Raw genomic sequence first — 25,763 nt, forward strand, 5'->3', positions numbered from 1 at the left:
GCAACTGGCGGAAACCACGCAACAACTCGTGATCCTGCGCGATTGTTCATGGTTTGTTTGATACGACTCATAACCTGAAGGTCGTAGGTTCAAATCGGGCCTAAACAGTTGTGGTATTTCACTGCCCACATCGGCGTAACTTCCGGGTGCCGGCAAGTTTGAGTAAATTATCTCGTGGCATCCAACAGAAACTGGTCGAGTGACGCTTTCCTAGCAGATCGATCGAATGCATGGGCAGTCTGCTTGAACTCCTTTCCGTCCAGCAGGCCTTGAATGTAGCCCGAAACAGTGTCTGCCGCCATGACGAGCGTGTTGTCCAGCGTGTGGACATATTTGCTGGTGACCGAGCCCTTGGCATGGCCGAGGAGGGCGGCGATCGTGATCTCGCTCAGACCGAGGTCATTGGCGATGCTGGCGAAGCTGTGTCGAAGGACATGGGCGGTGATGCCCTCCAAGTTTGTCGCTGCGAAGAGTTTTTTCCATTGCCTGGGGAAATTTCCGAACGCCCTTCCGTCTCTCGATCCCGGAAAGACATGCTCGTCGTCCGATATCTTGCGCTGCGCCTCCAGAAACTCGATGACCGGCAGTCCGACGGGGCGGGTCGATGCACCTTCCTTGGAGTCGGCGAGGCGCAAGCAGCTGTTCAGAAGGTCCACATCGCTCCAGCGCAATTGAATGATCTCACTGCGCCGACAGCCGGTCAACGCGATCTGGCGCACGATATGGGTCATTGGTGCCAAATCGGGGACGGCAGCCGACCGCTTCAGAATGTTGCCAATCTCACGATATTCCTCCGGACTCAGCCGCCGATCTCTGATGCGATCCTTTGGTTTGCGGATCCCATGCGCGACGTTTTGTTCGATGATGCCTGCCTCATTCGCGTATGTGAGAATTCCACCGAGCAGCCCAACAGAGCGGCTTGCGGTGCCGGGACCTCCGCGGAGAACCGATTTGCCCCGAAGATTGCCCGTCTTTCTGACTGCCCGCGTTTTTCCGACAATGATATCGTTCATCATTTTCGTCACATCCGCCTTGCTCAGGTCTCTGACGCGCCTCCTTCCAAGAATCGGAATGATGTGGCCGTTGATCCGACCAATATCGGTTGCGATGGTTGCTGGCCTCTTCGGTTGCCCGCGTTTGCCTTGGATAAGGCCTGCGTGCATGTCTTCAATATACCGTTCACAAAGCTCCTTTACAGTGATCGCCTGCCTGTCTGACTGCCGCTCCTCGGCGGGGTTGTCGCCCTGGGCGATCCGCCCGAGTTGCACCTTCGCTTCGCGGCGGGCGGTTTCCGTTGTCCAGATTCCGTGCAGACCGATCGTGAAACGACGCGAGCACCCCTTCGCGCGATACTGAATGACATAGCTGCGTTTGCCGGATGCGAAGACGCGCAACCCGAAGCCGGGCAGGTCGTCATCCCAGATCACATAGTCCTTGGGCTTGATCTCGGCGCTCTCGACCAGCCTTTTCGATATCTTCGCCATGAAATCCATCCTTTCTGACCGGGCTCCCGCGTAAGCACCACGTAAGCATGTCGGGGAAAGTTGTAGCGTAGGCCCGGATATGATTGTCAATTCTGTTGTGTAGAAAAATGAAGTTATTTCAGTGCATTATCGTGCAATAGCGTGCTCCATCGCATATTTCGGATGGTCTGCGTATAATTGCTCCGAAGGCAGAGGCCAGAGGTTCGAATCCTCTCGGGTGCGCCAATGCTTATCCGATTTTCCGGTCTGTACGGCACAACTTCAGGGATCTTCAATCACCGACAGCACCGTCCTCATAAACCCCGATATTCGGTGTTTTACACGCTTCGCATACAGGAAAGCGCCAGACCCCCTTTCATCCTTTGTGAAATAGCTTAGAGTACGGAACCCGAAAAGAACAAGGCGTGCGCATGAGCAACGAAGACCCATTCGGATTCGATCTTTCGGCCAAAACAGACAAGAAACGGCGCTCGAGGGGGCGGCGGGGGATGACTGGTGCCTTTGAAACCTCAACGCGGAGTTGCGACAAGGAGGGCTGTGCCGAACCGGGCAAGTATCGTGCGCCGAAATCTCCGCGGGCGCTCGATGATTATTACTGGTTCTGCAAGGATCATGTGCGTGAATACAATCTGAACTGGAACTATTTTCAGGGTCAGTCGGAAGAGGAATTTCAGGAATTTCTGGATAACGCTACGGTCTGGGACCGCCCGACGAAACCCTTCGGCAAGGCGGCGCAGGAACAGGCATGGGCGCGGCATGGGGTCAGTGACCCGCTGGAGATTCTGGGCGCGAACGGGACCGATCCTTCAGTGCGCAGCGGTCCGCGCCGCAAGCTGCCACCGACAGAGCGGCGGGCTCTGGATATTCTTGAAGCGAAGGATAGCTGGACCCGCGCCGAGATCCGCAAACAGTACAAAGCTCTGGTGAAGGTGCTGCATCCGGACATGAACGGGGGCGACCGCTCGGATGAAGAGCGTCTGGCCGAGGTTGTCTGGGCCTGGGATCAGGTCAAAGAAAGCCGTCATTTCCGGGATTGATCGGAGCCGGGACTGACCGGAGCGGCGGCGCTCAGACCCTCGATTCGGTTTCCTCGCCATCCGTCAGCCCGTCATCGGGGTGACCTTCGCGCGACAGCAGGACAGCGACCGGGCGCAGCCAGGGGATATGGGCGCAGACGATCATCACGGCGACCATGATCGGCACGGCAAGGAACATGCCCGGCACGCCCCAGACCGCGGCCCAGAAGGCCAGGCTGAGAATAATGCCGAAGCTGGACAGGCGCAGCGTCTGCCCAAGCAACATCGGGTCCAGCACATTGCCGATCACGAACTGAACTGCCGTGCAGCCGGCCCCGACGGCCAGTGTCGTCGTCAGATCCGCTGTCAGCACATAAGCAAGCACAACCGCGATGATCGTGGCGATCACAGATCCGACCGAGGGGATGAAGTTCAGCGCAAAGGTCAGAAGCGCGATGGCGCCCGCCAGAGGCAGCCCCGCAGTGGTGAAGATCAGCCAGACACAGCCCGCGGTGGCGGCGCTGACCAGCGTCTTAACCACAAGATAGCGGTTCACCCGCCGCATGATCGAGGTGATGATCTTGCTGACCCGGGCGGCGGCCTCGGCATCGTTGCTGAGCAGGCTTTCGATCTTCAGCGGGAACCAGACCTTTTCCGCGAACATGAAGCCCACGAACAGAAAGATCAGCACGGCGGCGGCAATGACATCCGACGCGCCGCCTGCCGCTGTCTGCATCCAGCCGGTGACGTTGATGTTCCGGATGGCGGTATCGACGGTGCGTTGTGCCTCGGGTCCCAGCCATTCCAGCAGGGCGGGCAGGGCGGCCTGCATCTGCTCGGCATAGGAAATCGCCGTGGTCACGACCTCGTTCACCTGACTGACCACCGTGGCCGAAGCCCAAAGCAGCCCGACCCCGATCAGCAGCAGCGCCAGAGCCGTGGCCAGCCAGTTCGGCACGCGCTGCCGTGCAATCGCGCTGATCGCATCCGAGGTCAGCGAAAAGATGATGATGGCGATGGCCAGACAGATCAGCATGAACCGCGCCTGCACCAGCAGGAAAAGCAGGATCGCAAAGGCGATAATGCCCAGGAAGCCCGTTTGCAGTCTGTCGCGCAGAATCTGGTTCTGTCGGTCCACTCTTTTACCCGTCATCAGGACTCGGTGTTGTCGTCCACCTCATCTTCGCCCTGATCGGCGATACGTGCAACGGAAACAACGGTTTCGCCGTTGGTTGTGTTGAAAACACGTACCCCACCGGCCGAGCGCGACCGGAAGCTGATCCCGTCCACCGGCACCCGGATCGACTGGCCCTTGGACGTTGCCAACATGATCTGGTCGTCCAGCTCGACCGGGAAGGACGCGACCAGCGGACCGCCGCGCAACGCCTTGTCCATCGCCATCACGCCCTGACCGCCGCGCCCGCGCAGCGGGTAATCATGGCTAGAGCTGATCTTGCCCGAGCCTTTTTCGGTGATGGTCAGGATCAGATCCTCAGCCGCGGACATTTCGGCATAGCGTTCCTGGGTGATGCTGCCTTCCGCGATGTTTTCCTCATCCTCATCGGGTTCGGCACCATCATCCAGCGCGCCGGCCACGGCGCGGCGCATCTTCAGATAGGCGGCGCGTTCGGCAGGATCGGCTTCGAAATGGCGGATGACGGACATCGAGACGACCTGATCGCCCTCTGCCAGCCGGATGCCGCGCACCCCGGTTGAGCTGCGGCTCTGGAAGACGCGCACATCGGTCGCGGCAAAGCGGATCGCGCGGCCCTTTGCCGTGACCAGCATGACGTCATCGTCATCCGTGGCCATGCGGACCCCGATCAGGCTGGTGCCCTCGGGCAGCTTCATGGCGATCTTGCCGTTGCGCATGATATTGGTGAAGTCGGACAGGGCATTGCGCCGCACCTCTCCGCCGTCTGTGGCGAAGACGACCTTGTAATTATCCCATTCGATCTCCGGCGCATCCATCGGCAGAAGCGCCGCAATCGAGGTGCCGCCGTCAATCGGCAGGATATTGACCAGAGCCTTGCCCCGCGCGGTCCGCCCGCCAAGCGGCAGACGCCATGTCTTTAGACGATAGACCATCCCGTCCGTGGTGAAGAACAGCAATTCGGTGTGGGTATTGGCGACGAACAGCGTGGTAACCACGTCGTCTTCCTTGGTTGCCATCCCTGACAGCCCCTTGCCGCCGCGCTTCTGCGAACGGAACTCGGCCAAGGCGGTGCGCTTGATATAGCCGCCCGAGGTGATGGTGACGACCATGTCTTCACGTTCGATCAGGTCTTCATCGTCCATATCCCCGGCCCAGTCGAGGATTTCGGTCCGGCGCGGCACGGCGAACTGTTCCTTCACCTCATTCAGCTCATCCGAGATGATGCCCATAATCCGCTCGCGGCTGGCGAGGATGGCCAGATAGTCGCGGATATCGTCGGCCAGTTTTTTCAGCTCTTCGGTGATTTCCTGAACGCCAAGCTGCGTCAGGCGTTGCAGCCGCAGATCGAGGATCGCGCGGGCCTGCGTTTCCGACAGGTTATAGGTGCCGTCATCATTGACCGGGTGACGCGGATCGTCGATCAGCTTGAGATATTCAAGGATCTCATGCGCAGGCCAGCGACGCTCCATCAGTCTTTCACGGGCTTCGGCGGCATCTTTCGAGGAACGGATGGTTTCCACCACCTCATCGACATTGGACACGGCGACGGCCAGACCGCACAGAACATGGCTGCGTTCGCGGGCCTTGCGCAGCTCATAGGCGGTGCGGCGGGCGACGACATCTTCGCGGAAGCTGATGAAGTAGGTCAGGAAGTCGCGCAGCGCCAGTTGTTCGGGCCTGCCGCCATTCAGCGCCAGCATATTCGCCCCGAAACTCGTCTGCATTGGCGTAAAGCGGAAAAGCTGGTTCAGCACCACCTCGGGCGTGGCATCGCGCTTCAGATCGATGACGACGCGGACGCCGTGCCGGTCGGATTCGTCCTGCACATGGGCGATCCCCTCAATCCGCTTTTCCTTGGCCATTTCCGCGATCTTCTCGATCATCACGGCCTTGTTCACCTGATAGGGGATCTCGTCGATGACGATAGAGAAACGGTCGCGCTTGGTTTCCTCGATCCGGGTCTTCGCCCGCAGCGGGATAGAGCCGCGCCCGTCCAGATAGGCCTTGCGGATGCCGGACCGGCCCAGAATCGTGCCGCCGGTCGGGAAATCGGGGCCGGGAATGATCTCCATCAGCCGTTCGGCCGACAGATCCGGGTTCTCGATCAGGGCAAGCGTGCCGTCGATCACCTCGCCCAGATTATGAGGCGGGATATTGGTGGCCATGCCGACGGCGATACCACCCGCGCCATTGACCAGCATATTCGGGAAGCGGGCGGGCAGGACGGTCGGTTCGCGGTCCTTGCCGTCATAGTTGTCCTGAAAATCGACCGTATCCTTGTCGATATCGGCCAGCAGGAAATCCGCAGGCTTGTCCATGCGCACTTCGGTATAGCGCATCGCCGCGGCGGAATCGCCGTCCATCGAGCCGAAATTGCCCTGACCGTCCAGCAGCGGCAGCGACATCGAGAAATCCTGCGCCATCCGCACAAGCGCGTCATAGATCGCCGCATCGCCATGCGGATGGTATTTCCCCATCACATCGCCGACCGGGCGGGCCGATTTGCGATAGGGTTTATCATGCGTGTTGCCGGATTCGTGCATCGCGAACAGGATGCGGCGGTGAACCGGTTTCAGCCCGTCGCGCAGATCCGGAATGGCGCGGCTGACAATGACCGACATGGCATAGTCGAGATAGCTCGACCGCATTTCATCCGTGATGTCGATCTGCGGCCCGTCATGGGGCATGACCGAGCGTTCCGGTGGCAGCCCGTCGCCGCCATTATTATCCATGTCCAGATCGTCATCGTCGGGGGTGTCAGCCACGTTTTACGCCTCAATATATTGTTGCTGCGGGGTATAGCACCTACGCAGGCTTGGGCGCAACGGCGTCAGATGCGGATGTCCCGGCCCATCGCGGCCCGCAGCCACATCCCGGTGAGAATCGCCGAGCAGATCGCATTCCAGGCAGCCATTGTCAGGCCGAGGAAATACCATTGCGGCTGATCGCAGCGCACGACCGGGGCGGTCTCAAGCTGCGCCATCAGCTCCTGCGTGGACAGCGTCGCCAGATTGCTGATCCCGCCGGAACAGGCTGTCGGTCCCTGCCACCAGCCGAACTCGACACCGCTGTGATAGATCGCGAAGGCGCAGGCAAGCCCGGTGGCAAGGGCGCCCAGCCATCTCAGGATTTTGCTGTCGATGAAGATCAGCGCCCCGGCGATCAGTGCCGCCGCCAGATGCGGCCAGCGTTGCAGAATGCAAAGCTCGCAGGGGATATAGCCGATTGCCTGAAAGGCAAGTGCGGTGATCAGCAACGCGGCGGAGCCTGCTCCTGCAAGAAGCGCCAGATTTCTGGAAGATATATCGATCATGCCGACCGAGTAGAATCAGCGGCGGCCCAGTGCAAGTCGCGTTGTCGTGATTCCGGGTTTACTGCGGTTTCCAACGGATCACCCGCCATAGGTAAATCCCGATAATGGACAGCACGATCAGCTTGGAAATCGGGTCGATGAACCCCGAAACCAACTCGAACTGGTCCTGAAGGATCAGCCCTGCAACGGTCAGCAAAATCGTCCAGATCGCGCTGCCAAGCGTGGTCAGCAGCAGAAAGCGCCAGAACGGCATCGCGGCAATCCCGGCGGGTACGGAGATCAGCGTGCGGATCGCGGGAAGCATCCGGCCAAAGAACACCGCCGCGCCGCCGTGGCGGCTGAACCAGCCGATTGCGCCGTCGATATCGGATGGCGACATGGTAAACACGCGGCCCCATCTGGCCGCCCATCTTTTAAGGCGCACGGCACCGAAAATCTGCCCCACCACATACCACAGGCTGGTTCCAAGAACCGATCCCGCCGTGCCTGACAGAATCGTCATGACCAGCCCCAGCCTGCCTTCGCCCACCAGATAACCGGCAAGCGGCATGATCAGCTCTGACGGAATCGGAGGAAATACATTCTCGGCCAGCATCAGCAGGAAGACGCCGGTATATCCCCAGCCGTCAATGACCGATACGATCCAGTCGAACATCTCTGCACACCATCCCTTAAAGCGCCCTCCTGTCGCGCGGCTTGCGGGAACCGTCAAGCCCGCTTAGGGTTTTGCTTGCCTATATCGCGTTCGGTCTTCCCGGACGTGCAGCCAGAATTGCAGGAGAGCGACACGGATGGAATGGCGCGGAAAGCGGGGCAGCCGCAATGTCGAGGATCGGCGCAGAATGGGAGGCGCCGGGGCAGGCGGGGTCGGCATTGTCGGGATGCTTGCCGTGCTTGCATTCGGCTATTTCTTCGGAATTGACATATCGCCACTGGTCAGCGGAGTGTCGCAGAGCCAGCAAAGCGGCGAACCCCGTGAACTGACCGCGGCAGAGCAGGAAATGGGCGATTTCGCTTCGGTGATCCTTGCCGAGACCGAGGATGTCTTCGGTCAGGTTGCCAGCGAAGAGGCCGGCATCCGCTACAGCGACCCACAGATGGTGCTGTATTCCGGCGTGACGCAGTCGGGCTGCGGCGGTGCCTCGTCGCAGATGGGGCCGTTTTATTGCCCGGCGGATCAGAAGATCTATCTCGACACCGATTTCTTCACCGTCATGGAGCAGCGCATGGGGGCGGGCGGAGATCTGGCCGCCGCATATGTGATCGCGCATGAGGTCGGCCACCATGTCCAGAACGAATTCGGGATCCTGCCTCAGGTCACGCAGATGCGGCAGCAGGCAAGTGAGCGCGATTCGAATTTCCTCTCGGTACTGACCGAGTTGCAGGCCGATTGCTTTGCCGGGATGTGGGCGCGGAACTCGACGCAGGATCTTGCGATCACGCGTGAGGATATCGGCGAGGCGATGAATGCGGCGGCGGCTGTCGGCGACGATGCGCTGATGCAAAGCGCGGGCCGGGCGGTCGTGCCGGACGCCTTCACGCATGGCTCCTCGGAGGACCGGCAGGAATGGTTCATGCGAGGCTATGAGAGCGGCTCGCTGTCAGCCTGCAACACCTTCAAAGAAGCCGGGCTTTAAGGCCGGAAAGCCCCCCACGCCGTATGTCAACGCGGCAGGCGGGGCTTTCTTCCCTCATCAAGCGTCGCCCATTCCGGCCAGTATCCCAGCTTTTCCAGGGCCAGCATGATCAGCCCGGCGGCGATGATGCCGAAAACCAGCTTGACCATCTTCATGCTTGGCGGATTCCGCGCCCATTTCGACGCCCGGATCAGCCAGTTCATATTGTTCATCTTCGCCCTCTGCGTTATTTCCGGCAAAGCCATTTACGGACCCGACCTTGCCCCAGCGTTCTGAAACTCGCAAACTTCCTTACACTGCCCGGCAGATGTATGATCTAGTGGCCGATGTTGAAAGATATCCCGAATTTCTGCCGTGGAACACCGCCGCACGCATCAGGTCGCGCGACGAACAGGGCGACGGATCAGAGGTCATCGCGGCGGATCTGGTGATCTCGTTCAAAGTGTTTCGTGAGCGTTTCGGCAGCCGGGTAACGCTTTGGCCCGATGACATGAAGATCGACACGCAATATCTTGACGGGCCATTCAAATATCTGCGCAGCGGCTGGAGTTTCCGCGATCTTGAGGGAGGCGGAAGCGAGGTCGACTTCTTCGTCGATTTCGAGTTTCGCAATGTCATTCTGGCGAGTCTGATCGGCGTGGTCTTCGATGAGGCAATGAGCCGGATCGTCCGTGCCTTCGAAGAACGTGCGCGGAAGCTGTACGGTGCCGGGGCGGGCTTAGGGTAGCAGCGGCCACTCGGTCATCTCGCGGGCAATATCGTCGTCAAGCGGTGTCCCGAAGCTTTGTACGATAAAACCCAGAACCGTATAGAACCCCACAGTCGCCATCAGGTCCAGCACACCCTCGCGCCCGATCTGCTGTCTCAGCCGGGAGAGCGTCCCGGGCGATAATCTGCGATCGTCGAAAAGCTCATCCACCGCCTGTGCCAGCAGCGCATCCTGCGGCTTCATCTGCGCCCGGTCGCCGGTCATGGTGACGATCCTGCTGTCATCCATACCGATTCTGCGCGCACGGTGTACATGATGTGACCATTCGTACTCAGCACCAAGCCTGTGCGCACAACGCAGGATCACGATTTCCGATTGCGCGGGATCCAGCACGGGATTTTTCACCACATGCTCGCGCAGAGGCGCCCATGCCCGCAAAAGATCGGGATGATGCGCCATGACGCGATAGACATTCAGCGCCGTTGCAAAACCGTCTTTCAGATCCCGAAGCGAATCGGGCCAGTTCTCGTCCGGGACGGGTCGGAAATCACGGTTCATAGCGTCCTCGCGCATGCCGGAATGATGTGTCGCTGCAGCCTTGATAGCTGATTCAGTCGGCCCGATCATCCGTTAACCGCTTTGCGGAGAGGGGTGGTTCCGGACAGGTCACGATTGGATCGAGAAAAGACGCAGAGAGCGGAAATTATGACGTGATAAGATAAATTATCAATGATTTACATCATGTTATAGTAAATTATTGATTTATTCTCATCGCATCAGACGAGTGTTGCACTTTTTGCGCAGATATCGGACGCTTGATGCAGTAACCAACACGGGAGATAACAATGAGCTTCATCAAAACCGTGACCGCAGCTTTTGTACTTGCTTCGGTCTCTGGCGCTGCGCATGCGCAGGAGGAGCGTTTCATCACCATCGGTACAGGTGGGCAGACAGGTGTGTATTATGTGGTCGGTCAGTCGATCTGCCGGCTTGTGAACCGCGATACCGCCGAAACGGGTATCAAATGCACCGCTCCTTCGACGGGCGGTTCGGTCGCCAACGTCAATGCGATCAAGGCCGGTGACATGACAATGGGTGTGGCGCAGTCCGACATCCAGTATCACGCCTATAATGGCACCTCGGCAGAGTTCGAAGGCGACAACAAGATCGAGAATCTGCGTTCGGTCTTCTCGGTCCACCCCGAACCCTTCACCGTGGTTGCCCGCAAGGACGCCAATATCGCCAGCTTCGACGATATGCGCGGCAAGCGCGTGAATGTCGGCAATCCGGGCTCGGGTCAGCTTGCCACGATGCAGGTCGTGCTGAACGCCAAGGGCTGGACGATGGATGATTTCTCGCTGGCATCGGAACTGAAGCCTGCCGAACAATCCGCCGCTCTGGGCGACAACAAAGTCGATGCGATCGTTTATACGGTCGGCCACCCGAACGGCTCGATCCAGGAAGCGACCTCGACGGTCGAGGCCAATCTGGTTCCGGTCGAAGGGCCTGAAATCGATCAGCTCATCGCGGATAATCCCTATTACGCGAAGGCGACCATTCCGGGCGGCATGTATGCGGGCACGGATGAGGACACCACCACTTTCGGCGTCAAGGCGACCTTCGTGACGTCGGCGGATGTGCCGGAAGACATGGTTTACGAAGTCGTGTCGGCTGTTTTCGACAATTTCGACCGCTTCAAGGGCCTGCACCCTGCCTTTGCGAATCTCGAACCGGAAGCGATGATCAGCGAGGGGAACTCGGCGCCTCTGCATCCCGGTGCAGAGAAATATTATCGCGAACAAGGCTGGATCGAGTGATCGAAATCCGCCTGTTTTCTATGGCTGAGATATGACGCTTGCGGCTCCACTCTTGCGGTGGAGCCGTTTTTTATGAAGGTTAAGTAAAAAACCAGTGAACATGCCGGGCTTAACCGGTTTGATACGGGGATTGGACATGACTACTGACGATGATCCGAAGCGTCCGGCTGATGAGACCCCGAAAGGGCGTCCACAAGACCAGATGGATGCCGCCGCTGTCGAGATGGAGGCATCCGGGCATGGCGGCATGAGCCAAAGCGAAATCGATGAGCTTGTCGCGTCATCCGATACCGGGGCCAGAACTCCTGCGGGTTGGGTCGGGCGCACGATCCTGATCGTGGCGTTCTGCTGGTCGCTGTTCCAGCTCTGGATCGCGTCGCCTCTGCCCTTCATGCTGGAAATCGGCATTCTGAACGATACCGAGACCCGCTCGATCCATCTGGCGTTCGCCATGTTCCTGGCCTATCTCGCCTATCCGGCAGAGCGGACGCCGGTTCAGCTTGTGCTGGCAGTCGCGGTGCCTGTCATCATGACATTCCTGTTCATCGTGGGTGCCGATCAGGGACAAAGCTGGTGGATCCTGCTGATCGGGGCTGCCGTGCTTGCCGCGATCCTCGCCGGAAGCCCGAAGGACTGGGTGCCACCCTGGGAATGGGCGCTGGCGCTGATCTCGGTATTTGTGGCGCTGTATATCTACATCTTCTATGACGCGATTGCCGGTCGTGTCGGCCGTCCGATCACGCAGGATATGGTCGTCGCTGTTGCCGGTCTGCTGCTGCTGCTGGAGGTCACGCGCCGGGCGCTTGGTCCCGCGCTGATGATCGTCGCGACGGCGTTTCTGGCCTATACGTTCCTTGGACCCTATATGCCGGATATCATCGCGCATAAGGGTAACTCACTGTCCGAGGTCGCCAACCACCAGTGGATCACCACCGAAGGTGTGTTCGGCATCGCGTTGGGCGTTTCGACCAGTTTCGTCTTCCTCTTCGTGCTGTTCGGCGCATTGCTGGATAAGGCAGGGGCCGGGAATTATTTCATTCAGGTTGCTTTCTCGTTGATGGGGCATATGCGCGGCGGCCCGGCCAAGGCGGCTGTGGTCAGCTCGGCCATGACCGGCCTGATTTCAGGCTCGTCCATCGCAAACGTGGTGACGACCGGCACGTTTACCATTCCGCTGATGAAGAAGGTCGGCTTCAGTTCCGAAAAGGCCGGTGCCGTCGAGGTGGCATCATCCGTCAACGGTCAGATCATGCCGCCGGTGATGGGCGCTGCCGCCTTCCTGATGGTCGAATATGTGGGCATTCCCTATTTCGACGTGGTGAAACATGCGTTCCTGCCAGCGACGATTTCCTATATCGCGCTTGTCTATATCGTCCATCTTGAGGCGATGAAGGCTAATCTGCAAGGTCTGCCGAGTGCATATGAACCTAAGCCGTGGATGGTGCGCATCATTGGTATCGCTTTCGCGATAATGATGATTTGCATTCTGGCTTTCGGTATCTATGGGATCACGAACCTTGTGCGTGGGCTTGCTGGGGACTGGAGCCCTTACATCCTCTTCGGTCTGCTAATGATAGCGTATCTTGGCCTTTTGGAAATCGCATCTAGAGAGAAGCCGCTCAAACTTGACGACCCGAATTCTGAAGTTCTGGCCCTGCCGCTGCCCGGACCGACTGTTCGATCAGGTCTTCACTTCGTTCTTCCGATTGTTGTGCTGGTCTGGGCGTTGATGGTCGACCGGCTATCGCCGGGTCTGTCTGCCTTCTGGGCTACGGCCTTCATGATCTTCATTGTGTTGACCCAGCGTCCTCTGATGGCAATCATGCGTCGTATCAACGGAACTGCTGAATCTGTACATAGTATTCCCGCCAACTTACGTCAGGGTGTGAATGATCTTGTCGACGGCATGATTGCGGGCGCTCGCAATATGATCGGGATCGGTATCGCCACGGCCACGGCGGGCATCATCGTCGGTGTGGTCAGCCAGACCGGGGTTGGTTCAGCACTTGCCGATGTGGTCGAGGCGCTATCGGGCGGTAACCTGCTGGCGATCCTGTTCCTGACGGCGGTTCTGTCGCTGATCCTCGGGATGGGGCTGCCGACGACGGCGAACTATATCGTGGTGTCGGCGCTTCTGGCCCCGGTGATCGTGACACTTGGCCAGCAGAACGGGCTGATCGTCCCGCTGATCGCCGTCCATCTGTTCGTGTTCTATTTCGGGATCATGGCGGATGTGACGCCTCCGGTCGGGCTTGCGTCCTTCGCGGCGGCGGCGGTGTCCGGCGGGGACCCGATCAAGACCGGCGTCGTGGCGTTCTTCTACAGCCTGCGGACGGCGGCGCTTCCCTTCCTGTTCATCTTCAACACCGATCTGCTGCTGATCGATGTCGGCTGGGTGCACGGGATCTTCGTCTTCCTGACGGCGACTCTGGCGATGCTGCTTTTCGCGGCGGCAACGCAGGGATGGTTCCTGACGCGGAACAATATCCTTGAATCGGTCGCGCTGTTGCTGATCGCCTTCACCATCTTCCGGCCCGGCTTCTGGATGGATATGGTGGCTCCGCCCTGGGACGATCTGCCACCCGCGCAGCTTGAGCAGTCACTGGAAGACGCGCAGGTCGGCCAGCCCTTCCGGTTGATGGTTTCTGGTCTGGATGCGGTCGGAGAGCCGGTCGAATTCCGGGTCGAAATGCCGGTTCCGGAAGGTGAGACCGGCGCAGACCGGCTGGCCGCTCTGGGGATCGAGACGATCGAGGATGGCGACCGGGTGATCATCGACAATGTCGCCTTCGACAGCCCTGCGGCAGAGGCCGGGCTGGATTGGGATCAGGAAATCATGATGGTGCGGGCTCCTGCCGCGGCTCCGTCGAAATACCTGATGTATATTCCGGCCTTCGCGCTGCTTGCTCTGGTAATCTGGTGGCAGCGCCGGCGTGGCGGTGCGGGCGGCGGAACGGCCGTTCTGGCCTCGGCATAGGAAAGGACAGCTATTATGTTTGATACGATCTTGCTGCCCATCGACCTTCAGCATCGGTCAAGCTGGAAACAGGCTTTGCCGGTCGCGCGAGGGCTGCTGAACGAAGGCGGTACGCTGCATGTTCTGGGCATCGTGCATGATGTCGGGAATGCCTGGGTCGCCAGCTATCTTCCGAAGGGCTACGAAAAACGCGCTTTGGATGAGATGAAAAAGCAGCTTGGCGGTTTCGTCAGCCGCGAGGCCGCCGATCTGCCCAATGTCACGACGCATGTCGGACACGGCCATATTGCCGAGACGATTATCGGGATGGCCGAGAATGTCAGCGCCGATCTGATTGTGATGTCGTCGCGCTCGCCGGATGAGATGCGGACCTTCCGCATCGCCAGCCAGGGCGACCGTGTTGTCAGGCATTCGCCGATCAGCGTCCTGATCGTGCGCTGATCGCCTCAGGCTGACTGCGGGGAAAGGGGTGGAGTACCGCCCCTTTTTTCATGAAAACCTACAGCTCCGTCTGCGGCATTGGCGGTGAGTTTTCGGGCGGAGACCATCGTTCGGGCGCCGTTCCGCGGTCCCGGTCATTCTCGGGAAGCAGCTTTTGCAGTTCTTCCATCGAAGGCGGCGGCGGAGCATCGGCGCGGCGGCGCAGGATGATGTCGCCATTCGGCAGCCTTTCGGGCCTGTGATAATTCCCGAAATCATCGACCAGCCGCGCGAATTCGTCCATCGCCGGGCTGAACTCATTCATCGTGCTGGAAAGCTCATTGCCCAGACCCTCAAGATGCGGCTGAAGCCGGTTGAAAAGCTGGTCCATCATCCCTTCGATGCCTTGTCCGATTTCACCCATCGGATCATCTGGCGCGTCAGCCGAGGGCGGCGTCTCATCGGCGGGCGGCATTTCCCATTGCTGAGCCGGGACGGGCGAGGCAATCGACAGCCCGAGGATAAATGCGGCAAAAAATCCTGATCTCATTCGGCGTCCCCAGATATGCGGTGCAGCAAAGGAAACCGATCCGAACTGCCTCAGGTTCCCTTGCCGGTCACGAACCGCGCGGCGCATGGCTCAGCCGGAAACTGTGCCAGGCATCGTTGATGGCGCGGGTGCGGGCCTCTGCCAGCCGGATCGCCTCTTTCGGCAGACCTGCGGCAATCGCCCGGTCGGGATGGTTCTCACGGATCAGCATCCGCCAGCGTTTGCGCCCTTCCTCAAGGCTGGCATCGGGGGGAACGCCCAGAACCTCGCAGGGAGGGCAGCCGGATTCCGGGTCGTGGCGAATGATGATCGCATTCAGCCGCGCGGCAGTGATCCCGAAAATCCTGGCGATATCGTCGAGCATATCCTTTTCCGACTGATGCAGAGAACCGTCGGCTGTGGCCATGATCACCAGACCTTCGACAACATCTTCCAGCACGGGATCGCCCGGCGCGAACATGCGGGCGATGCGATGCGCCCATGCGTCATATCCGGCAGTGTTCTGGCGCGCGAGATCGAAAACCCGCGCCGCGTTTTTCTCTTCGGCGCGGGGGATGGTGAAAACCCGCCGGAAGGCCGCGACCTCCGAGCGATCGACCCGCCCATCTGCCTTGGCCAGCTTTGCACCAAGCGCGATCACCGCGATGGTGAAGGCAACCGATTTTTCCGGAGGCGTGGCGGGGCGTTTCGCGCCCAGAAACGCCGCCATACGGTCGGCAATCCGCTGCCAGAAACTGCGCGGGCGGGGAAGTTCAGGTGCTGGAGCAGGTGCGGCGGCCATAATGCTGCGGATGCTAACTGGATTTTCCGGTCTGTGCCAGAGACAGCGGCGGGAAGAGGCTCTTACGCCGAAGCAGAAAATACAGCTCGGTCAGGGCCTGATCCCGCTCAACGCCCGTCGATCCGGACGAAATCCATGACGCTGCCGTCACCGGGTTTGATCTCGGCCCAGTCCTCGATCTGAAAATCGACAACCAGAGTCGCCGCCGTCGGAAAACGCCGGAAATCCGGATCGACCGGAGGGCGGGCGGGCAGGCTTGCCGCAAACTCGGCAATGCCGGGATTATGGCCGATCATCATCACGGTCTGATGCGTCGCGGTTTTCAGCACATTCAGCATCTCGGCAGGTCGGGCATGAAACAGCTTCTCCTCGAACCGCAGCACCGGACGCACCTCAAGCGGAGCACTTGCAATCCGGTCCCATGTCTCGCGCGTCCGGGCTGAGGGAGAACACAGCACTTCCTCGGGCTCATAGCCGCGTGAGGCCATGAAATCACCAAGCAGAATGGCCGAACGCCGCCCACGCGCATTCAGCGGCCGATCAAAATCCTCAAGCTGCGGATCGTCCCAGGCGGATTTGGCGTGACGGGTCAGGATCAGGCGTCGGTATCCGGTTGGGGTCATGGAATGATCGGCCTCATGTGACAGGATGTGAACGGAGCCTGCCATATGTTATACGGACAGGGCAAGCGTCCTCGGTACAGGCAAAACGGCAAATGACGTTCCGCTGTGCGATGCGTCTTGCGAAGGCTCAAAGCCCGCTCTCGCCCTGACGAAGCCCGCGCGGTTTCACGCGGGGCGTCGTAGAGCGGATCAGGCTGCCCGCGCCATGTTCGGTAAAAAGCTCCAGCAGGGTCGCATTGGGAACCCGGCCATCGAGGATGACAACCGCCCGGACACCTTCCTCGATTGCTTTCAGAGCGGTTTCGGTCTTCGGGATCATGCCGCCATTGATGGTTCCGTCCGAGATCATGTCGCGGACCTGCTCGGGCGTCATCTGGGTCACCACCTCGCCAGAGCCATCTTTCACGCCCGACACATCGGTTAGCAGAAGCAGGCGGTCCGCCTTCAGCGCCCCGGCAATCGCACCGGCTGCGGTATCGCCATTGACGTTGAAGGTCTCGTTATCCTCCATGCCGGTGGCGACCGGCGCGATGACCGGAATCAGCCCGGCAAGATACAGATCGCGGATGATCTGGACATTCATCTCGACCGGCCTGCCGACGAAACCAAGCTCTGGATCGTCCGCCTCGCAGACCATCAGATCGTCATCCTTGCCGGAAATTCCGATCGCGCGACCGCCCGCATCGTTGATCGCCTGCACGATTCGCTTGTTGACCAGACCTGACAGAACCATTTCGACGACCTCCACCGTCTGCTTGGTCGTCACCCGTTTGCCGCGGACGAAACTGCTTTCGATGCCAAGCCTGCCAAGCAGATCGTTAATCATCGGCCCGCCGCCATGCACCACGACGGGGTGGATGCCCACCTGCTTCATCAGCACGATATCCGAAGCGAACTTGGCCATTTCGGCGTCGTCGCCCATCGCATTGCCGCCGAATTTGACCACGACAACCGCTCCGGAATAGCGCTGCATATAGGGCAGGGCTTCGGAAAGCGTCTCGGCGGCGGCGGCGAAATCTCGGGTCATATCCTGCTGTCTCATGCTGCGGTCCCTTCGGCTGACGTGCAGGTTAGGGGCAGCTTGCGGCGGCGTCCAGAGGCGGAAGGCCCGCCGATCCGCCGCATCCCTTGATTTTCAGTCCAGCCCGGCGATGATCGCCCGCAGCGTGGCGATGCCCTGACCCTTGTCCGAGGATGTGACAACCAGCTCGGGATAGGCTGCCGGGTGTTTTTGCAGCGTATCCGCGACCTGATCTATGACGGGCTTGATCGCGTTCGGACCCAGCTTGTCGGCTTTGGTCAGAACGACCTGAAACGGCACGGCCGATCTGTCGAGAAGCGTCATGATCTCGTGATCGACCGGTTTGACGCCGTGACGCGAATCGATCAGGCAGAACGCGCGACGCAATGTCGGGCGGCCGGACAGATAGGATTTCAGCAGAGCCTGCCATTTCTGAACGACCGCCACCGGAGCCTTGGCGAAACCATAGCCGGGAAGGTCGACAAGATAGGCCTGCTGACCAAGTGCGAAATAGTTGATTTCCTGAGTCCGCCCCGGCGTGTTCGAGGCCCGCGCAATGCCCTTCCGTCCGGTCAGCGCGTTGATCAGGCTCGACTTCCCGACATTCGAACGACCGGCGAAACAAACCTCGGGCCGGTCGGCCGGAGGCAGCCCGTCCATTGCGACAACGCCTTTGACGAAATCCACCGGACCGGCGAAAATCTGCCTTGCGGTCTCGGCTGCGTCTGGCTCGGGATCGGGCGCGACCGGAAACGCGACCTTCATGCGTCGCTGTCCCGGTCCGGTTGCTCCGCGTCGCCTGAGGTCTCGACAAGAGCGATTTCATCCATCTCGGCCAGTTCGCCGCCCTCAAGCACTTCGGCGTAAACCCCGAAATTGCTGTGACCGTAATGCTCTCCCAACGCGCGGACCATATCGTGATCGGGCTTGCCGGTTTGCGTATCCACGGCGGGCGCAGAGCAGCGGCCAATCGGTTCCATGACACGCAGCCGTGCCGGGCCGATGGTCAGTTCGCGGCCGATCCAGTCGAGCTCGGCAAAGGGTTTCGCCCCTTCGATCCACAGATTTCCGCGCCAGCGTTCCACCCCAAGCCGTCCGCCAACTTTGGTTTCCAGCTCACTGAGACTGTCCAGAGAATTGATCGAGACAAAGGGCTTCTTGCTGTCAGTCAGCGCATCCGGTGCGGTCACAAGCCGCGCCGGTGGCTCTTTATTTTCGGGCCAGAGCGGGGTGACCCATTCAATCAGCCGCTCTGCGTCGTCCTCGACATTCGGGTCAATGGTGATCTCGCCCTGCTCCGGATGGCTCAGGGACAGTTTCCCATCGGACAGCCCGCCGCTGACCGCCTGAAGGGCAGGGGATGCCGCCGCCCGCAGAAAGGCAGATTTCGGCAGCCACTGCCCAAGCGAGCCATCTTCGTTCAGTTTCTTGGTGGCTCCGTCATGCATGACGGCCCAGTACCGATCGAAGGGCAGGGTCTCGCCCTTCGACAGTTCGACACGGCTCAGCCGCTCTCGCCCGATTGCCTTCAGCGGATAGCGCCAGATCTGAGCGAGCCGGGCGGTCATTTCTTTTTCCGCTTCGGAATGCTTTCGCGGATATTACCGAACAGGTTCGGCGGATGACCATGCATCGACATGATCGCATATTGCTGACCGATGGTGATGACGTTGTTGGTAATCCAGTACAGCACCAGACCCGAGGCAAAACCGCCCAACATGAACATGAAGATCCACGGCATCCATGCGAAGATCATCTTCTGCGTCGGGTCGGCAGGGGCCGGGTTCAGCTTCTGCTGAAGCCACATCGAGATGCCCAGAATGATTGCCATGATCGACAGCGAGATGATCCCGACCAGGCTGTCCCGCGCCGGTGCCGCATAAGGCAGCAGCCCGAACAGGTTCAGGATCGAGGACGGATCAGGCGCCGACAGGTCGCGGATCCAGCCGACCCACGGGGCCTGACGCAGTTCAAGCGTGACGAAAATCACCTTGTAGAGGCTGAAGAAGATCGGAATCTGGATCAGGATCGGCAGGCAGCCCGCCGCCGGATTGACCTTCTCCTTCTTGTACAGCGCCATCATTTCCTGCTGCATCTTGGCGCGGTCGTCGCCGACGCGTTCCTTCAGCGCCTCCATCTGCGGCTGCAACTCGCGCATCCGCGCCATCGAGATGTAGGATTTGCGTGCCAGCGGGAAAACGATGGCTTTCAGGATGAAGGTCAGGGCGATGATCGACCAGCCCATATTGCCGATATGATTGTTCAGCCAGTGCAGCACGCGGAAAATCGGCTTGGTCAGGAAATAAAACCAGCCCCAGTCGATCGAATCGACAAAGCGCTGAATGCTCGGATTTTCCTCATAATTGCGGATGGCTTCCCATTCTTTCGCACCTGCGAACAGATAGGATTCCCGTGATACCGATTGGCCCGGGGCAACGGTTTCGACCGGGAAACGGGTCTCGGTCTGATAGATATCCGCACCCTCGGCGTATTTCGTCACGGCGGTGAAATTGGTGCCCGGTGCAGGGGCCAGAGTCGTCATCCAGTATTTATCGGTGAAGCCGATCCAGCCATTTTCGGTCACGTTCAGCAGCTCGGCACGGCCTTCGCGCGGCACATTGTCCAGATCGACGATATTCTTGTATTTCGTCGTGTGCAGATCGCCATCGGTCATCGCGACCATGCCTTCATGCAGGACGAAGAAATTTTGCGTGTCCGGTTGTCCGTGACGGGCAATAATGCCATAGGGGGCAGCCACGAACGGCCTGTCGGTCGTGTTTTCGACGGACTGGTTGACGGTGAACATATATTTCTCATCAAGCGAAAAGACGCGCCGGAAGATCTGTCCCTGACCGTTATCCCAGACCAGCGTGACCGGGCTGTCGGGGGTGAGCGTCTCACCCTGCTCGACCTGCCAGATTGTGCTGGCATTGGGAACCGCTGCCGGGTCGGTGCCTGCGCCCGGGCTCCACCCATAGACGGCGTAATAGGGTTTTTGTAGCGTCAGTTCGGGATTGCCGCCCGGAGCAATCGGGGTTCCCGCGGATTCCGGCTGCAAATAGCTTGCATCGGTCGGGGTCAGCAGCCGCACGAAGGGAGATTCCGGGTCAAGCGTCTCACGATAGCTGGTCAGAAGCAGGTCGTCGATCCGACCGCCTGCAAGCGAGATCGAACCTTCCAGAGAGGGGCTTTCGATGCCGATGCGACCGGCAGAGCCTGATGGATCCTGTGGCCCGGTCGCAGCCGCAGGAGCGGTTCCGCTTGCCGCATCCGGTGCAACCGCAGCAGGTTGCGTGGTTTCCGTGCTGGCCTGTTGTTCTTCGACAGGCGGCGGCTCGGGTGCGAAGAAGGTGAACCAGACCAGCACCACGACCATGGACAGAACCATTGCCAGGATAAGATTTCGGTTGTTGTCTTCCATGCGGTGTAGAGCCCCCTATTGTCAGGGTGGGTTCAACAGAAGGGGCGGGCAAAGGTCAAGGCGATTCCCATGATAAATCCGGGCTGAAGCCGAGATGCGCGTCTTCACGCATCACGCCGCCGGACGGGGATAGGGGATTGGCGCGATCTGCGGCCCTGCATATTCGCTGAGGAACACCGCCGTCGCCCCCGGGTCCAACACAGGTGCCACAGCCTCACCCTGCACGATATTGCAGCCAAGCTGAGCCAGAAACCCGTGATCCTTGCGCGATTCGACCGTCTCGGCGACGGATTGGGCGCCAAACCGATCCGCAACCGCAAGCAGCGACAGGATCAGTCGACCGCTTTGAGGGGTGCTGTGGCAGTTTTCCAGAAATCCCGCAGGGATACGCAGCCGGGCGATTTCCGGATCGACTTCACCCAGAATTTGCAGCGCCATCTGGTCGAGGCAGTTCACTTCCACGCCACATCCGAACCGCGCCAGCAACGCCATGCCTTCAAGCCGAGTGTCACGCCCACCCGAGGAGGGTGCGCTGAAAATGATCCGCTGCGAGTCCATATCCTGACGGTCGATTTCCCAGATCAGGGGCTGCGCAAGCTGCGCGGTTTCCGCAATTTCACGCGGCAGTTCGATCACCAGCGGAGGAGTCTTCAGCCCCTCATCCCGCCAGACGCTGTATTGCCGTAGTGCCGTGCACAGCGTTGTATATGCATCGCCTGCAAGATGAACCGGCGGAACCACCAAAAGGCTTGCGACAGTCCCGGTATCACAGCAAATCTGCGGTCGGAAACCAATGCGGGTCTCCTTTCGCGGGTCTTGCCGGTCGCCGTATCCCTGCGTCCTGACCGGGGCCGACCGCACGGTCGGGTTGTTCAAAAGCGCTGCATAAAGCCATGCCAATACACTGGATAATAAGCCGATAAGGCGCATCAAGATTTCCGATTCGTATCCCGTACTTTCGGAAACTTACATGATACAGGTTGTCCCGCAGTTAAATCTGCCTAAGATTGGGGACATCTTCATCGGTTTGCACAGCTTCTCCCGGCCATAATGCCGAAAATTCGAATAATTTCGGATCCAGAAGATGCGAGGGCCTTGTGTTCATAAGCGCTCGGAACATGACCTGACGCCGCCCCGGTGCGCGTGCCTCCCATTCATTCAGCAGCTTCTTGACCTGCGCACGCTGTAGACCTTCTTGCGAACCGCAGAGATCGCAGGGGATGATGGGGTAATTCATGTCGCGGGCGAATTTCTCGCAATCCGCTTCGGCGACATAGGCAAGCGGGCGCAGCACCAGCAGGTCGCCTTCCTCATTCAGCAGTTTCGGCGGCATCGTGGCCAGTCTTCCGCCGTGGAACAGGTTCATGAAGAAAGTCTCAAGCATATCGTCGCGGTGATGACCCAATACGACGGCAGAGCACCCCTCTTCCCGCGCGATCCGGTAAAGATTGCCGCGTCTCAGCCGCGAACACAGGCTGCACATTGTGCCGCCCAGAGCGATCTTGTCGGTGACGATGGAATAGGTGTCCTGATATTCGATCCGGTGCTCCACGCCGCGATTCGACAGAAACTCCGGCAGAACTGTTGCCGGAAATCCCGGCTGTCCCTGATCGAGATTACAGGCCAGAAGCTCGACCGGCAGCAGGCCACGCCATTTCAGCTCATGCAGAATTGCCAGCAGCGTATAGCTGTCCTTCCCGCCCGAAAGACAGACCAGCCAGCGATCACCGGCCCGCAGCATGCCGAAATCCTCGATCGCGGCGCGGGTTTCGCGGACAAGCCGTTTGCGCAGCTTTCGAAACGCAGTTGTCTGCGGAGCACCGCGAAACAGCGCGTGAATCTCGTCGCCATCATCCCGGTCGCTTATGTCCAGATCGGAGACCTCGTTCATCTGTTCCTCGCAACGCATTTCATCGTCGTGGATTTTCTAGCCATCATCGCCGGGCCGCTTCGGCACGGGATCATATCCTTCGCCACCCCAGGGATGACAACGCAATATCCGGCGCAGCGTAAGCCATCCGCCACGCAATGCACCATGCTTCTCAAGCGCGTCGAGGGCATAGGCCGAGCAGGTCGGCTGAAAGCGGCAACCATGCCCGACCCAGGGGCTGAGCAGCAGACGATATGCACGGACGGGCAGGGCGGCGATATGGGCAAGCGGGCTCATTTCTGCGGGTTGCCTTCGTGGACGCGCCGCATCGCCTTAAGAAGATCCCGGCGCATATCGGCAAAATCATGCGAAACGGTTGCGTCGGGCCTGCCGATCAGTACGTAATCCCATCCCGGACGTGCCGCATCGGGCAAAACATCGCGAGCCAGAGCCCGAAGCCGTCTTTTTGCGCGGTTACGAATCACGGCATTGCCGATTTTCTTCGAGCAGGTGAAGCCGATTCTGATCTGAGCGTCCTCAGCCTCGCCCGGATCGCGACGCCGGGCCTGCAACAGAAAACCGGGCATTCCCGCCCGGCGAGCCCGTGCCGCACGCAGAAAATCCTTCCGATGCTGCAGAGTGGACATTCTGACCTGTCCGGTATCAAATAATGCCACCGCTTCCGTTCCATGCTGTATGATATCAGCATTCTGGGACGGAAGCGGCGGCAATTTTATTGTCCTGACTGGCGCAGAGTTGCGCCGGAAACAGACAGATCAGGCCGACAGGCGTTTGCGGCCCTTGGCGCGACGGCGGTTCAGCACTGCGCGGCCGGCCTTGGTGGCCATGCGGGCGCGGAAACCGTGGCGGCGGGTGCGAACTAGGTTCGACGGCTGGAACGTGCGCTTCGACATCTTCTTACTCCACTTCTCGGGCGCGGAAGGTCTGGGCGAAGGGTATCATAACCCACCCCACGCGACCGCGTCGGTTAATTCGAAGCCCGCGAGATAGGCTAAGCAGGGGGCCGAGTCAATCTCGCATTTGCCTGACGCAAAGGAAAACCGCCGAAACGCTACAAATCGAAGCACAATTGTTTGAACTTGCCCCTGCCGGGGGTTAACTGTGACGCCGACCGGCTGAGTTTAGCCGTCGCAATGAGTTCTGGCAGGTATGTCGATCGACACGTTGACTGGTCGTTTCCTTGCGCTGACGCTGCTTTTCGTGGCGCTGGCCGAGGTTTTCGTGCTGGTTCCGGCCCTGTCGAATTTCCGTCTCGATTATCTTCAGACCCGTCTTGAGAAGGCGCAGATCGCCTCGCTGTCGCTTCTGGCGACGGATGAAGACCAAAGTATCGCCGCCGAGCTTGAGACCGAGTTGCTTGAGAATGCAGGGGTCTATAACGTCGTTTTGCGCAGAAACGATGTGCGCCAGCTTGTTCTGTCATCGCCGCTGCCCGGCCCGATTGCCGAGACCTATGATCTTCGCGAAATTTCCATGTGGACCGGCGGGATGGATGCCGTTCGCCAGCTGCTGGATCGTGAGAATGAGGTGATCCGGGTGATCGGCGCTCCAGTCAACCATGCCGGTCAACTGATCGAGATCACATTGCCGACCGCGCCTCTGCGCCAGTCTCTGGCCGATTTCGGATTGCAGGTGCTGGTTTTCTCTGCGGTGCTTGTCGGGCTGACGGCGATGGTGCTTTATCTGGCGGCGCAGCGGCTGATCCTGAAGCCGATCCGGCGGGTCATATCCCATATGGCCAGCTATGCCGCCGCACCCGAGGATACGCGCTCGATCATCACACCCGACGCTCGTATTGCCGAGCTTCGCGAGGCCGAAACCGCGCTTGCCGCGATGCAGACGACGCTGACCCAGTCGCTGAAGCAGAAAGAACGCCTGGCGGGGCTTGGTCAGGCCGTGGCGAAGATCGCCCATGATCTGCGCAATATCCTGACCACGACGCAGATTTTCGCTGACCGGCTTGAGGATAGCGACGATCCCGCTGTCAGACGTGCCGCTCCGAAGCTGGTGAACTCGATTTCGCGAGCGGTTAATCTGTGCGAAACCACGATGGCTTTCGGCAAGGCGGAGGAACCGCCCCCCAGCCTGTCACGCTTCGCGCTGCGCGAGCTCGTCGATGAGATCGCCGATGCCGAAACCATGCTGGCCGAAACCGGCGAGGCTGGTAAGCTGGTCGATTTCGTCGTCGATGTCAGCGCCAATCTGGTTATCCGTGCAGACCGTGAGCAATTGCATCGCGTCCTGTCGAATCTGTGCCGCAACGCGCGGCAGGCCATAGAGGCCGCCGGCAAGCCCGGCACAATAGAAATCGCGGCAAGCGAGACCGATCACGACTGGATCATCCGCATCGGCGATACCGGACCCGGCCTGCCGCAGAAAGCGCGTGATTACCTGTTCCAGCCCTTCACGGGCGGCACCAGAAAGGGCGGCACCGGGCTGGGTCTGGCGATTGCCGCGGACCTGATCCGGGGCCACGGCGGAAAGCTGGAACTGACCCGCAGCGATGACAGCGGAACCGAATTCGTGATCTCCCTGCCGCGAGGGACGCTCATCGAAAATATCGGCACGGATTGACGATTTTGCCCTTGCATCCCCCGGCGGCGAGGCCTAGATAGCCGCCCTACAGCGGACCCGTAGCTCAGCTGGATAGAGCACCAGACTACGAATCTGGGGGTCGGGCGTTCGAATCGCTCCGGGTCCGCCATTTCGGAAAATGTAGAACGTCAGACGAAATTGGCTTTTACGTCATAAACTGACCCAATCACCGCGAACCGGATGATTGTGGGCAATCCGCGAGTATCCGGTTCGCCCCCCCCCCCCCGTACGTGATGCTTCGCTAGATCTTTAGTACGGCGATGCACGGAAAGCGCCTATGCTATGCTGGGATGGCGGCAGGACCGGTTAAGTAACAAACGGCTTATTTTGTTGAAAAACTCGTGCTTGATTG

General features: G+C 59.8%; 26 protein-coding genes and 1 tRNA gene. 8 read left to right on the forward strand and 19 right to left on the reverse strand.

Features of this window, described 5'->3' with window-relative positions; all coding sequences use genetic code 11:
• Positions 1 to 167: 167 nt before the first annotated feature.
• Positions 168 to 1,484, reverse strand: a complete 1,317-nt coding sequence (locus PAE61_RS05540; protein WP_271114356.1) for a tyrosine-type recombinase/integrase — start codon at positions 1,482 to 1,484, stop codon at positions 168 to 170.
• 410 nt (positions 1,485 to 1,894) lie between these two features.
• Between PAE61_RS05540 and PAE61_RS05545 the strand changes: the two genes are divergently transcribed.
• Positions 1,895 to 2,521: a J domain-containing protein gene (locus tag PAE61_RS05545; protein WP_271114357.1), complete on the forward strand. Its 627-nt coding sequence runs from the start codon at positions 1,895 to 1,897 to the stop codon at positions 2,519 to 2,521.
• 31 nt (positions 2,522 to 2,552) lie between these two features.
• Here PAE61_RS05545 and PAE61_RS05550 read toward each other — a convergent pair whose 3' ends face one another.
• The 4 genes from PAE61_RS05550 to PAE61_RS05565 form a co-directional block, all read right to left on the reverse strand.
• Entirely contained in the window at positions 2,553 to 3,653 is a 1,101-nt protein-coding gene (locus tag PAE61_RS05550) for an AI-2E family transporter (protein ID WP_271114358.1), read from the reverse strand.
• Positions 3,653 to 6,421 carry a DNA gyrase subunit A gene (gene gyrA / locus PAE61_RS05555; RefSeq protein WP_271114359.1) on the reverse strand — a complete coding sequence of 923 codons (2,769 nt, stop codon included), beginning with the start codon at positions 6,419 to 6,421 and terminating at the stop codon, positions 3,653 to 3,655. Before gyrA ends, PAE61_RS05550 begins: the two co-directional genes overlap by 1 nt.
• A gap of 65 nt (positions 6,422 to 6,486) precedes the next feature.
• Positions 6,487 to 6,969, reverse strand: a complete 483-nt coding sequence (locus tag PAE61_RS05560) for a disulfide bond formation protein B (RefSeq protein ID WP_271114360.1) — start codon at positions 6,967 to 6,969, stop codon at positions 6,487 to 6,489.
• A 58-nt stretch (positions 6,970 to 7,027) separates the two neighbouring features.
• Positions 7,028 to 7,624, reverse strand: coding sequence for a DedA family protein (locus PAE61_RS05565; RefSeq protein WP_271114361.1), 597 nt, complete (start codon positions 7,622 to 7,624; stop codon positions 7,028 to 7,030).
• Positions 7,625 to 7,760: 136 nt separating this feature from the next.
• Here PAE61_RS05565 and ypfJ point away from each other — a divergent pair, with 136 nt between their 5' ends.
• Entirely contained in the window at positions 7,761 to 8,606 is an 846-nt protein-coding gene (ypfJ, locus tag PAE61_RS05570; RefSeq protein ID WP_271114362.1) for a KPN_02809 family neutral zinc metallopeptidase, read from the forward strand.
• Positions 8,607 to 8,632: 26 nt separating this feature from the next.
• Here the strand turns inward: ypfJ and PAE61_RS05575 are convergent, their stop codons facing one another.
• A complete protein-coding gene (locus tag PAE61_RS05575) occupies positions 8,633 to 8,818 on the reverse strand; it encodes a hypothetical protein (protein ID WP_271114363.1) in 186 nt (61 codons plus the stop codon).
• A 47-nt stretch (positions 8,819 to 8,865) separates the two neighbouring features.
• Between PAE61_RS05575 and PAE61_RS05580 the strand changes: the two genes are divergently transcribed.
• Positions 8,866 to 9,333, forward strand: a complete 468-nt coding sequence (locus PAE61_RS05580) for a type II toxin-antitoxin system RatA family toxin (protein ID WP_271114364.1) — start codon at positions 8,866 to 8,868, stop codon at positions 9,331 to 9,333.
• Here the strand turns inward: PAE61_RS05580 and PAE61_RS05585 are convergent.
• Positions 9,325 to 9,873, reverse strand: coding sequence for a carboxymuconolactone decarboxylase family protein (locus PAE61_RS05585; protein WP_271114365.1), 549 nt, complete (start codon positions 9,871 to 9,873; stop codon positions 9,325 to 9,327). The two genes, PAE61_RS05580 and PAE61_RS05585, sit on opposite strands and share 9 nt — an antisense overlap.
• A 287-nt stretch (positions 9,874 to 10,160) precedes the next feature.
• Here PAE61_RS05585 and PAE61_RS05590 point away from each other — a divergent pair, with 287 nt between their 5' ends.
• From PAE61_RS05590 to PAE61_RS05600, 3 genes are all read left to right on the forward strand, one after another.
• On the forward strand, positions 10,161 to 11,132 hold the full coding sequence (locus tag PAE61_RS05590) for a TAXI family TRAP transporter solute-binding subunit (RefSeq protein WP_271114366.1): 972 nt from the start codon (positions 10,161 to 10,163) through the stop codon (positions 11,130 to 11,132).
• A gap of 136 nt (positions 11,133 to 11,268) precedes the next feature.
• Positions 11,269 to 14,109: a TRAP transporter permease gene (locus PAE61_RS05595; RefSeq protein WP_271114367.1), complete on the forward strand. Its 2,841-nt coding sequence runs from the start codon at positions 11,269 to 11,271 to the stop codon at positions 14,107 to 14,109.
• A gap of 15 nt (positions 14,110 to 14,124) precedes the next feature.
• Positions 14,125 to 14,550: a universal stress protein gene (locus PAE61_RS05600; protein WP_271114368.1), complete on the forward strand. Its 426-nt coding sequence runs from the start codon at positions 14,125 to 14,127 to the stop codon at positions 14,548 to 14,550.
• Positions 14,551 to 14,608: 58 nt separating this feature from the next.
• On the opposite strand, the gene PAE61_RS05605 is transcribed toward PAE61_RS05600, so the two are convergent.
• The 12 genes from PAE61_RS05605 to rpmH all read right to left on the reverse strand — a co-directional run bounded on the left by PAE61_RS05605 (position 14,609) and on the right by rpmH (position 23,709).
• A complete protein-coding gene (locus tag PAE61_RS05605; protein ID WP_271114369.1) occupies positions 14,609 to 15,079 on the reverse strand; it encodes a hypothetical protein in 471 nt (156 codons plus the stop codon).
• A gap of 67 nt (positions 15,080 to 15,146) precedes the next feature.
• Positions 15,147 to 15,860, reverse strand: coding sequence for a molecular chaperone DjiA (locus PAE61_RS05610; RefSeq protein ID WP_271114370.1), 714 nt, complete (start codon positions 15,858 to 15,860; stop codon positions 15,147 to 15,149).
• Positions 15,861 to 15,967: 107 nt separating this feature from the next.
• Positions 15,968 to 16,483, reverse strand: coding sequence for a SixA phosphatase family protein (locus tag PAE61_RS05615; RefSeq protein WP_271114371.1), 516 nt, complete (start codon positions 16,481 to 16,483; stop codon positions 15,968 to 15,970).
• 127 nt (positions 16,484 to 16,610) lie between these two features.
• Complete coding sequence (argB, locus tag PAE61_RS05620) at positions 16,611 to 17,510, reverse strand: acetylglutamate kinase (protein WP_271115095.1); 900 nt, start codon at positions 17,508 to 17,510, stop codon at positions 16,611 to 16,613.
• A gap of 108 nt (positions 17,511 to 17,618) precedes the next feature.
• The gene (gene yihA / locus PAE61_RS05625) at positions 17,619 to 18,269 is read right to left on the reverse strand and encodes a ribosome biogenesis GTP-binding protein YihA/YsxC (protein ID WP_271114372.1); all 651 of its coding nucleotides are present in this window, start codon (positions 18,267 to 18,269) and stop codon (positions 17,619 to 17,621) included.
• Entirely contained in the window at positions 18,266 to 19,072 is an 807-nt protein-coding gene (locus PAE61_RS05630; protein ID WP_271114373.1) for an MOSC domain-containing protein, read from the reverse strand. The genes yihA and PAE61_RS05630 overlap by 4 nt, the downstream gene beginning before the upstream one ends.
• Complete coding sequence (gene yidC / locus PAE61_RS05635; RefSeq protein ID WP_271114374.1) at positions 19,069 to 20,925, reverse strand: membrane protein insertase YidC; 1,857 nt, start codon at positions 20,923 to 20,925, stop codon at positions 19,069 to 19,071. The genes PAE61_RS05630 and yidC overlap by 4 nt, the downstream gene beginning before the upstream one ends.
• Before the next feature lie 111 nt (positions 20,926 to 21,036).
• Positions 21,037 to 21,855 (reverse strand): EAL domain-containing protein, encoded by an 819-nt coding sequence (locus tag PAE61_RS05640; RefSeq protein ID WP_271114375.1) that lies wholly within the window; start codon positions 21,853 to 21,855, stop codon positions 21,037 to 21,039.
• A 61-nt stretch (positions 21,856 to 21,916) separates the two neighbouring features.
• A complete protein-coding gene (gene ttcA, locus PAE61_RS05645) occupies positions 21,917 to 22,816 on the reverse strand; it encodes a tRNA 2-thiocytidine(32) synthetase TtcA (RefSeq protein WP_271114376.1) in 900 nt (299 codons plus the stop codon).
• A 36-nt stretch (positions 22,817 to 22,852) separates the two neighbouring features.
• Complete coding sequence (yidD, locus tag PAE61_RS05650; RefSeq protein WP_271114377.1) at positions 22,853 to 23,092, reverse strand: membrane protein insertion efficiency factor YidD; 240 nt, start codon at positions 23,090 to 23,092, stop codon at positions 22,853 to 22,855.
• Complete coding sequence (gene rnpA, locus PAE61_RS05655; RefSeq protein ID WP_271114378.1) at positions 23,089 to 23,442, reverse strand: ribonuclease P protein component; 354 nt, start codon at positions 23,440 to 23,442, stop codon at positions 23,089 to 23,091. Before rnpA ends, yidD begins: the two co-directional genes overlap by 4 nt.
• A 129-nt stretch (positions 23,443 to 23,571) precedes the next feature.
• Positions 23,572 to 23,709: a 50S ribosomal protein L34 gene (gene rpmH / locus PAE61_RS05660; RefSeq protein WP_090525302.1), complete on the reverse strand. Its 138-nt coding sequence runs from the start codon at positions 23,707 to 23,709 to the stop codon at positions 23,572 to 23,574.
• Between the two features lie 256 nt (positions 23,710 to 23,965).
• On the opposite strand from rpmH, the gene PAE61_RS05665 reads away from it, so the two are divergent.
• Both PAE61_RS05665 and PAE61_RS05670 read left to right on the forward strand, forming a co-directional pair.
• The gene (locus PAE61_RS05665) at positions 23,966 to 25,390 is read left to right on the forward strand and encodes a sensor histidine kinase (RefSeq protein WP_271114379.1); all 1,425 of its coding nucleotides are present in this window, start codon (positions 23,966 to 23,968) and stop codon (positions 25,388 to 25,390) included.
• 53 nt (positions 25,391 to 25,443) lie between these two features.
• Positions 25,444 to 25,520: transfer RNA gene (locus PAE61_RS05670), tRNA-Arg, on the forward strand.
• The last annotated feature ends 243 nt before the right edge of the window (positions 25,521 to 25,763 follow it).

Source organism: Paracoccus aerodenitrificans, from assembly GCF_027913215.1.
GTDB lineage: Bacteria > Pseudomonadota > Alphaproteobacteria > Rhodobacterales > Rhodobacteraceae > Paracoccus > Paracoccus aerodenitrificans.

Coding starts and splice junctions, on each gene's coding strand:
- PAE61_RS05540 (WP_271114356.1), bottom strand. CDS start 1,484: ATGGCGAAGATATCGAAAAGGCTGGTCGAGAGCGCCGAGATCAAGCCC.
- PAE61_RS05545 (WP_271114357.1), top strand. CDS start 1,895: ATGAGCAACGAAGACCCATTCGGATTCGATCTTTCGGCCAAAACAGAC.
- PAE61_RS05550 (WP_271114358.1), bottom strand. CDS start 3,653: ATGACGGGTAAAAGAGTGGACCGACAGAACCAGATTCTGCGCGACAGA.
- PAE61_RS05560 (WP_271114360.1), bottom strand. CDS start 6,969: ATGATCGATATATCTTCCAGAAATCTGGCGCTTCTTGCAGGAGCAGGC.
- PAE61_RS05565 (WP_271114361.1), bottom strand. CDS start 7,624: ATGTTCGACTGGATCGTATCGGTCATTGACGGCTGGGGATATACCGGC.
- ypfJ (WP_271114362.1), top strand. CDS start 7,761: ATGGAATGGCGCGGAAAGCGGGGCAGCCGCAATGTCGAGGATCGGCGC.
- PAE61_RS05575 (WP_271114363.1), bottom strand. CDS start 8,818: ATGAACAATATGAACTGGCTGATCCGGGCGTCGAAATGGGCGCGGAAT.
- PAE61_RS05585 (WP_271114365.1), bottom strand. CDS start 9,873: ATGAACCGTGATTTCCGACCCGTCCCGGACGAGAACTGGCCCGATTCG.
- PAE61_RS05590 (WP_271114366.1), top strand. CDS start 10,161: ATGAGCTTCATCAAAACCGTGACCGCAGCTTTTGTACTTGCTTCGGTC.
- PAE61_RS05595 (WP_271114367.1), top strand. CDS start 11,269: ATGACTACTGACGATGATCCGAAGCGTCCGGCTGATGAGACCCCGAAA.
- PAE61_RS05600 (WP_271114368.1), top strand. CDS start 14,125: ATGTTTGATACGATCTTGCTGCCCATCGACCTTCAGCATCGGTCAAGC.
- PAE61_RS05605 (WP_271114369.1), bottom strand. CDS start 15,079: ATGAGATCAGGATTTTTTGCCGCATTTATCCTCGGGCTGTCGATTGCC.
- PAE61_RS05610 (WP_271114370.1), bottom strand. CDS start 15,860: ATGGCCGCCGCACCTGCTCCAGCACCTGAACTTCCCCGCCCGCGCAGT.
- PAE61_RS05615 (WP_271114371.1), bottom strand. CDS start 16,483: ATGACCCCAACCGGATACCGACGCCTGATCCTGACCCGTCACGCCAAA.
- argB (WP_271115095.1), bottom strand. CDS start 17,510: ATGACCCGAGATTTCGCCGCCGCCGCCGAGACGCTTTCCGAAGCCCTG.
- yihA (WP_271114372.1), bottom strand. CDS start 18,269: ATGAAGGTCGCGTTTCCGGTCGCGCCCGATCCCGAGCCAGACGCAGCC.
- PAE61_RS05630 (WP_271114373.1), bottom strand. CDS start 19,072: ATGACCGCCCGGCTCGCTCAGATCTGGCGCTATCCGCTGAAGGCAATC.
- yidC (WP_271114374.1), bottom strand. CDS start 20,925: ATGGAAGACAACAACCGAAATCTTATCCTGGCAATGGTTCTGTCCATG.
- PAE61_RS05640 (WP_271114375.1), bottom strand. CDS start 21,855: ATGCGCCTTATCGGCTTATTATCCAGTGTATTGGCATGGCTTTATGCA.
- ttcA (WP_271114376.1), bottom strand. CDS start 22,816: ATGAACGAGGTCTCCGATCTGGACATAAGCGACCGGGATGATGGCGAC.
- yidD (WP_271114377.1), bottom strand. CDS start 23,092: ATGAGCCCGCTTGCCCATATCGCCGCCCTGCCCGTCCGTGCATATCGT.
- rnpA (WP_271114378.1), bottom strand. CDS start 23,442: ATGTCCACTCTGCAGCATCGGAAGGATTTTCTGCGTGCGGCACGGGCT.
- rpmH (WP_090525302.1), bottom strand. CDS start 23,709: ATGTCGAAGCGCACGTTCCAGCCGTCGAACCTAGTTCGCACCCGCCGC.
- PAE61_RS05665 (WP_271114379.1), top strand. CDS start 23,966: ATGTCGATCGACACGTTGACTGGTCGTTTCCTTGCGCTGACGCTGCTT.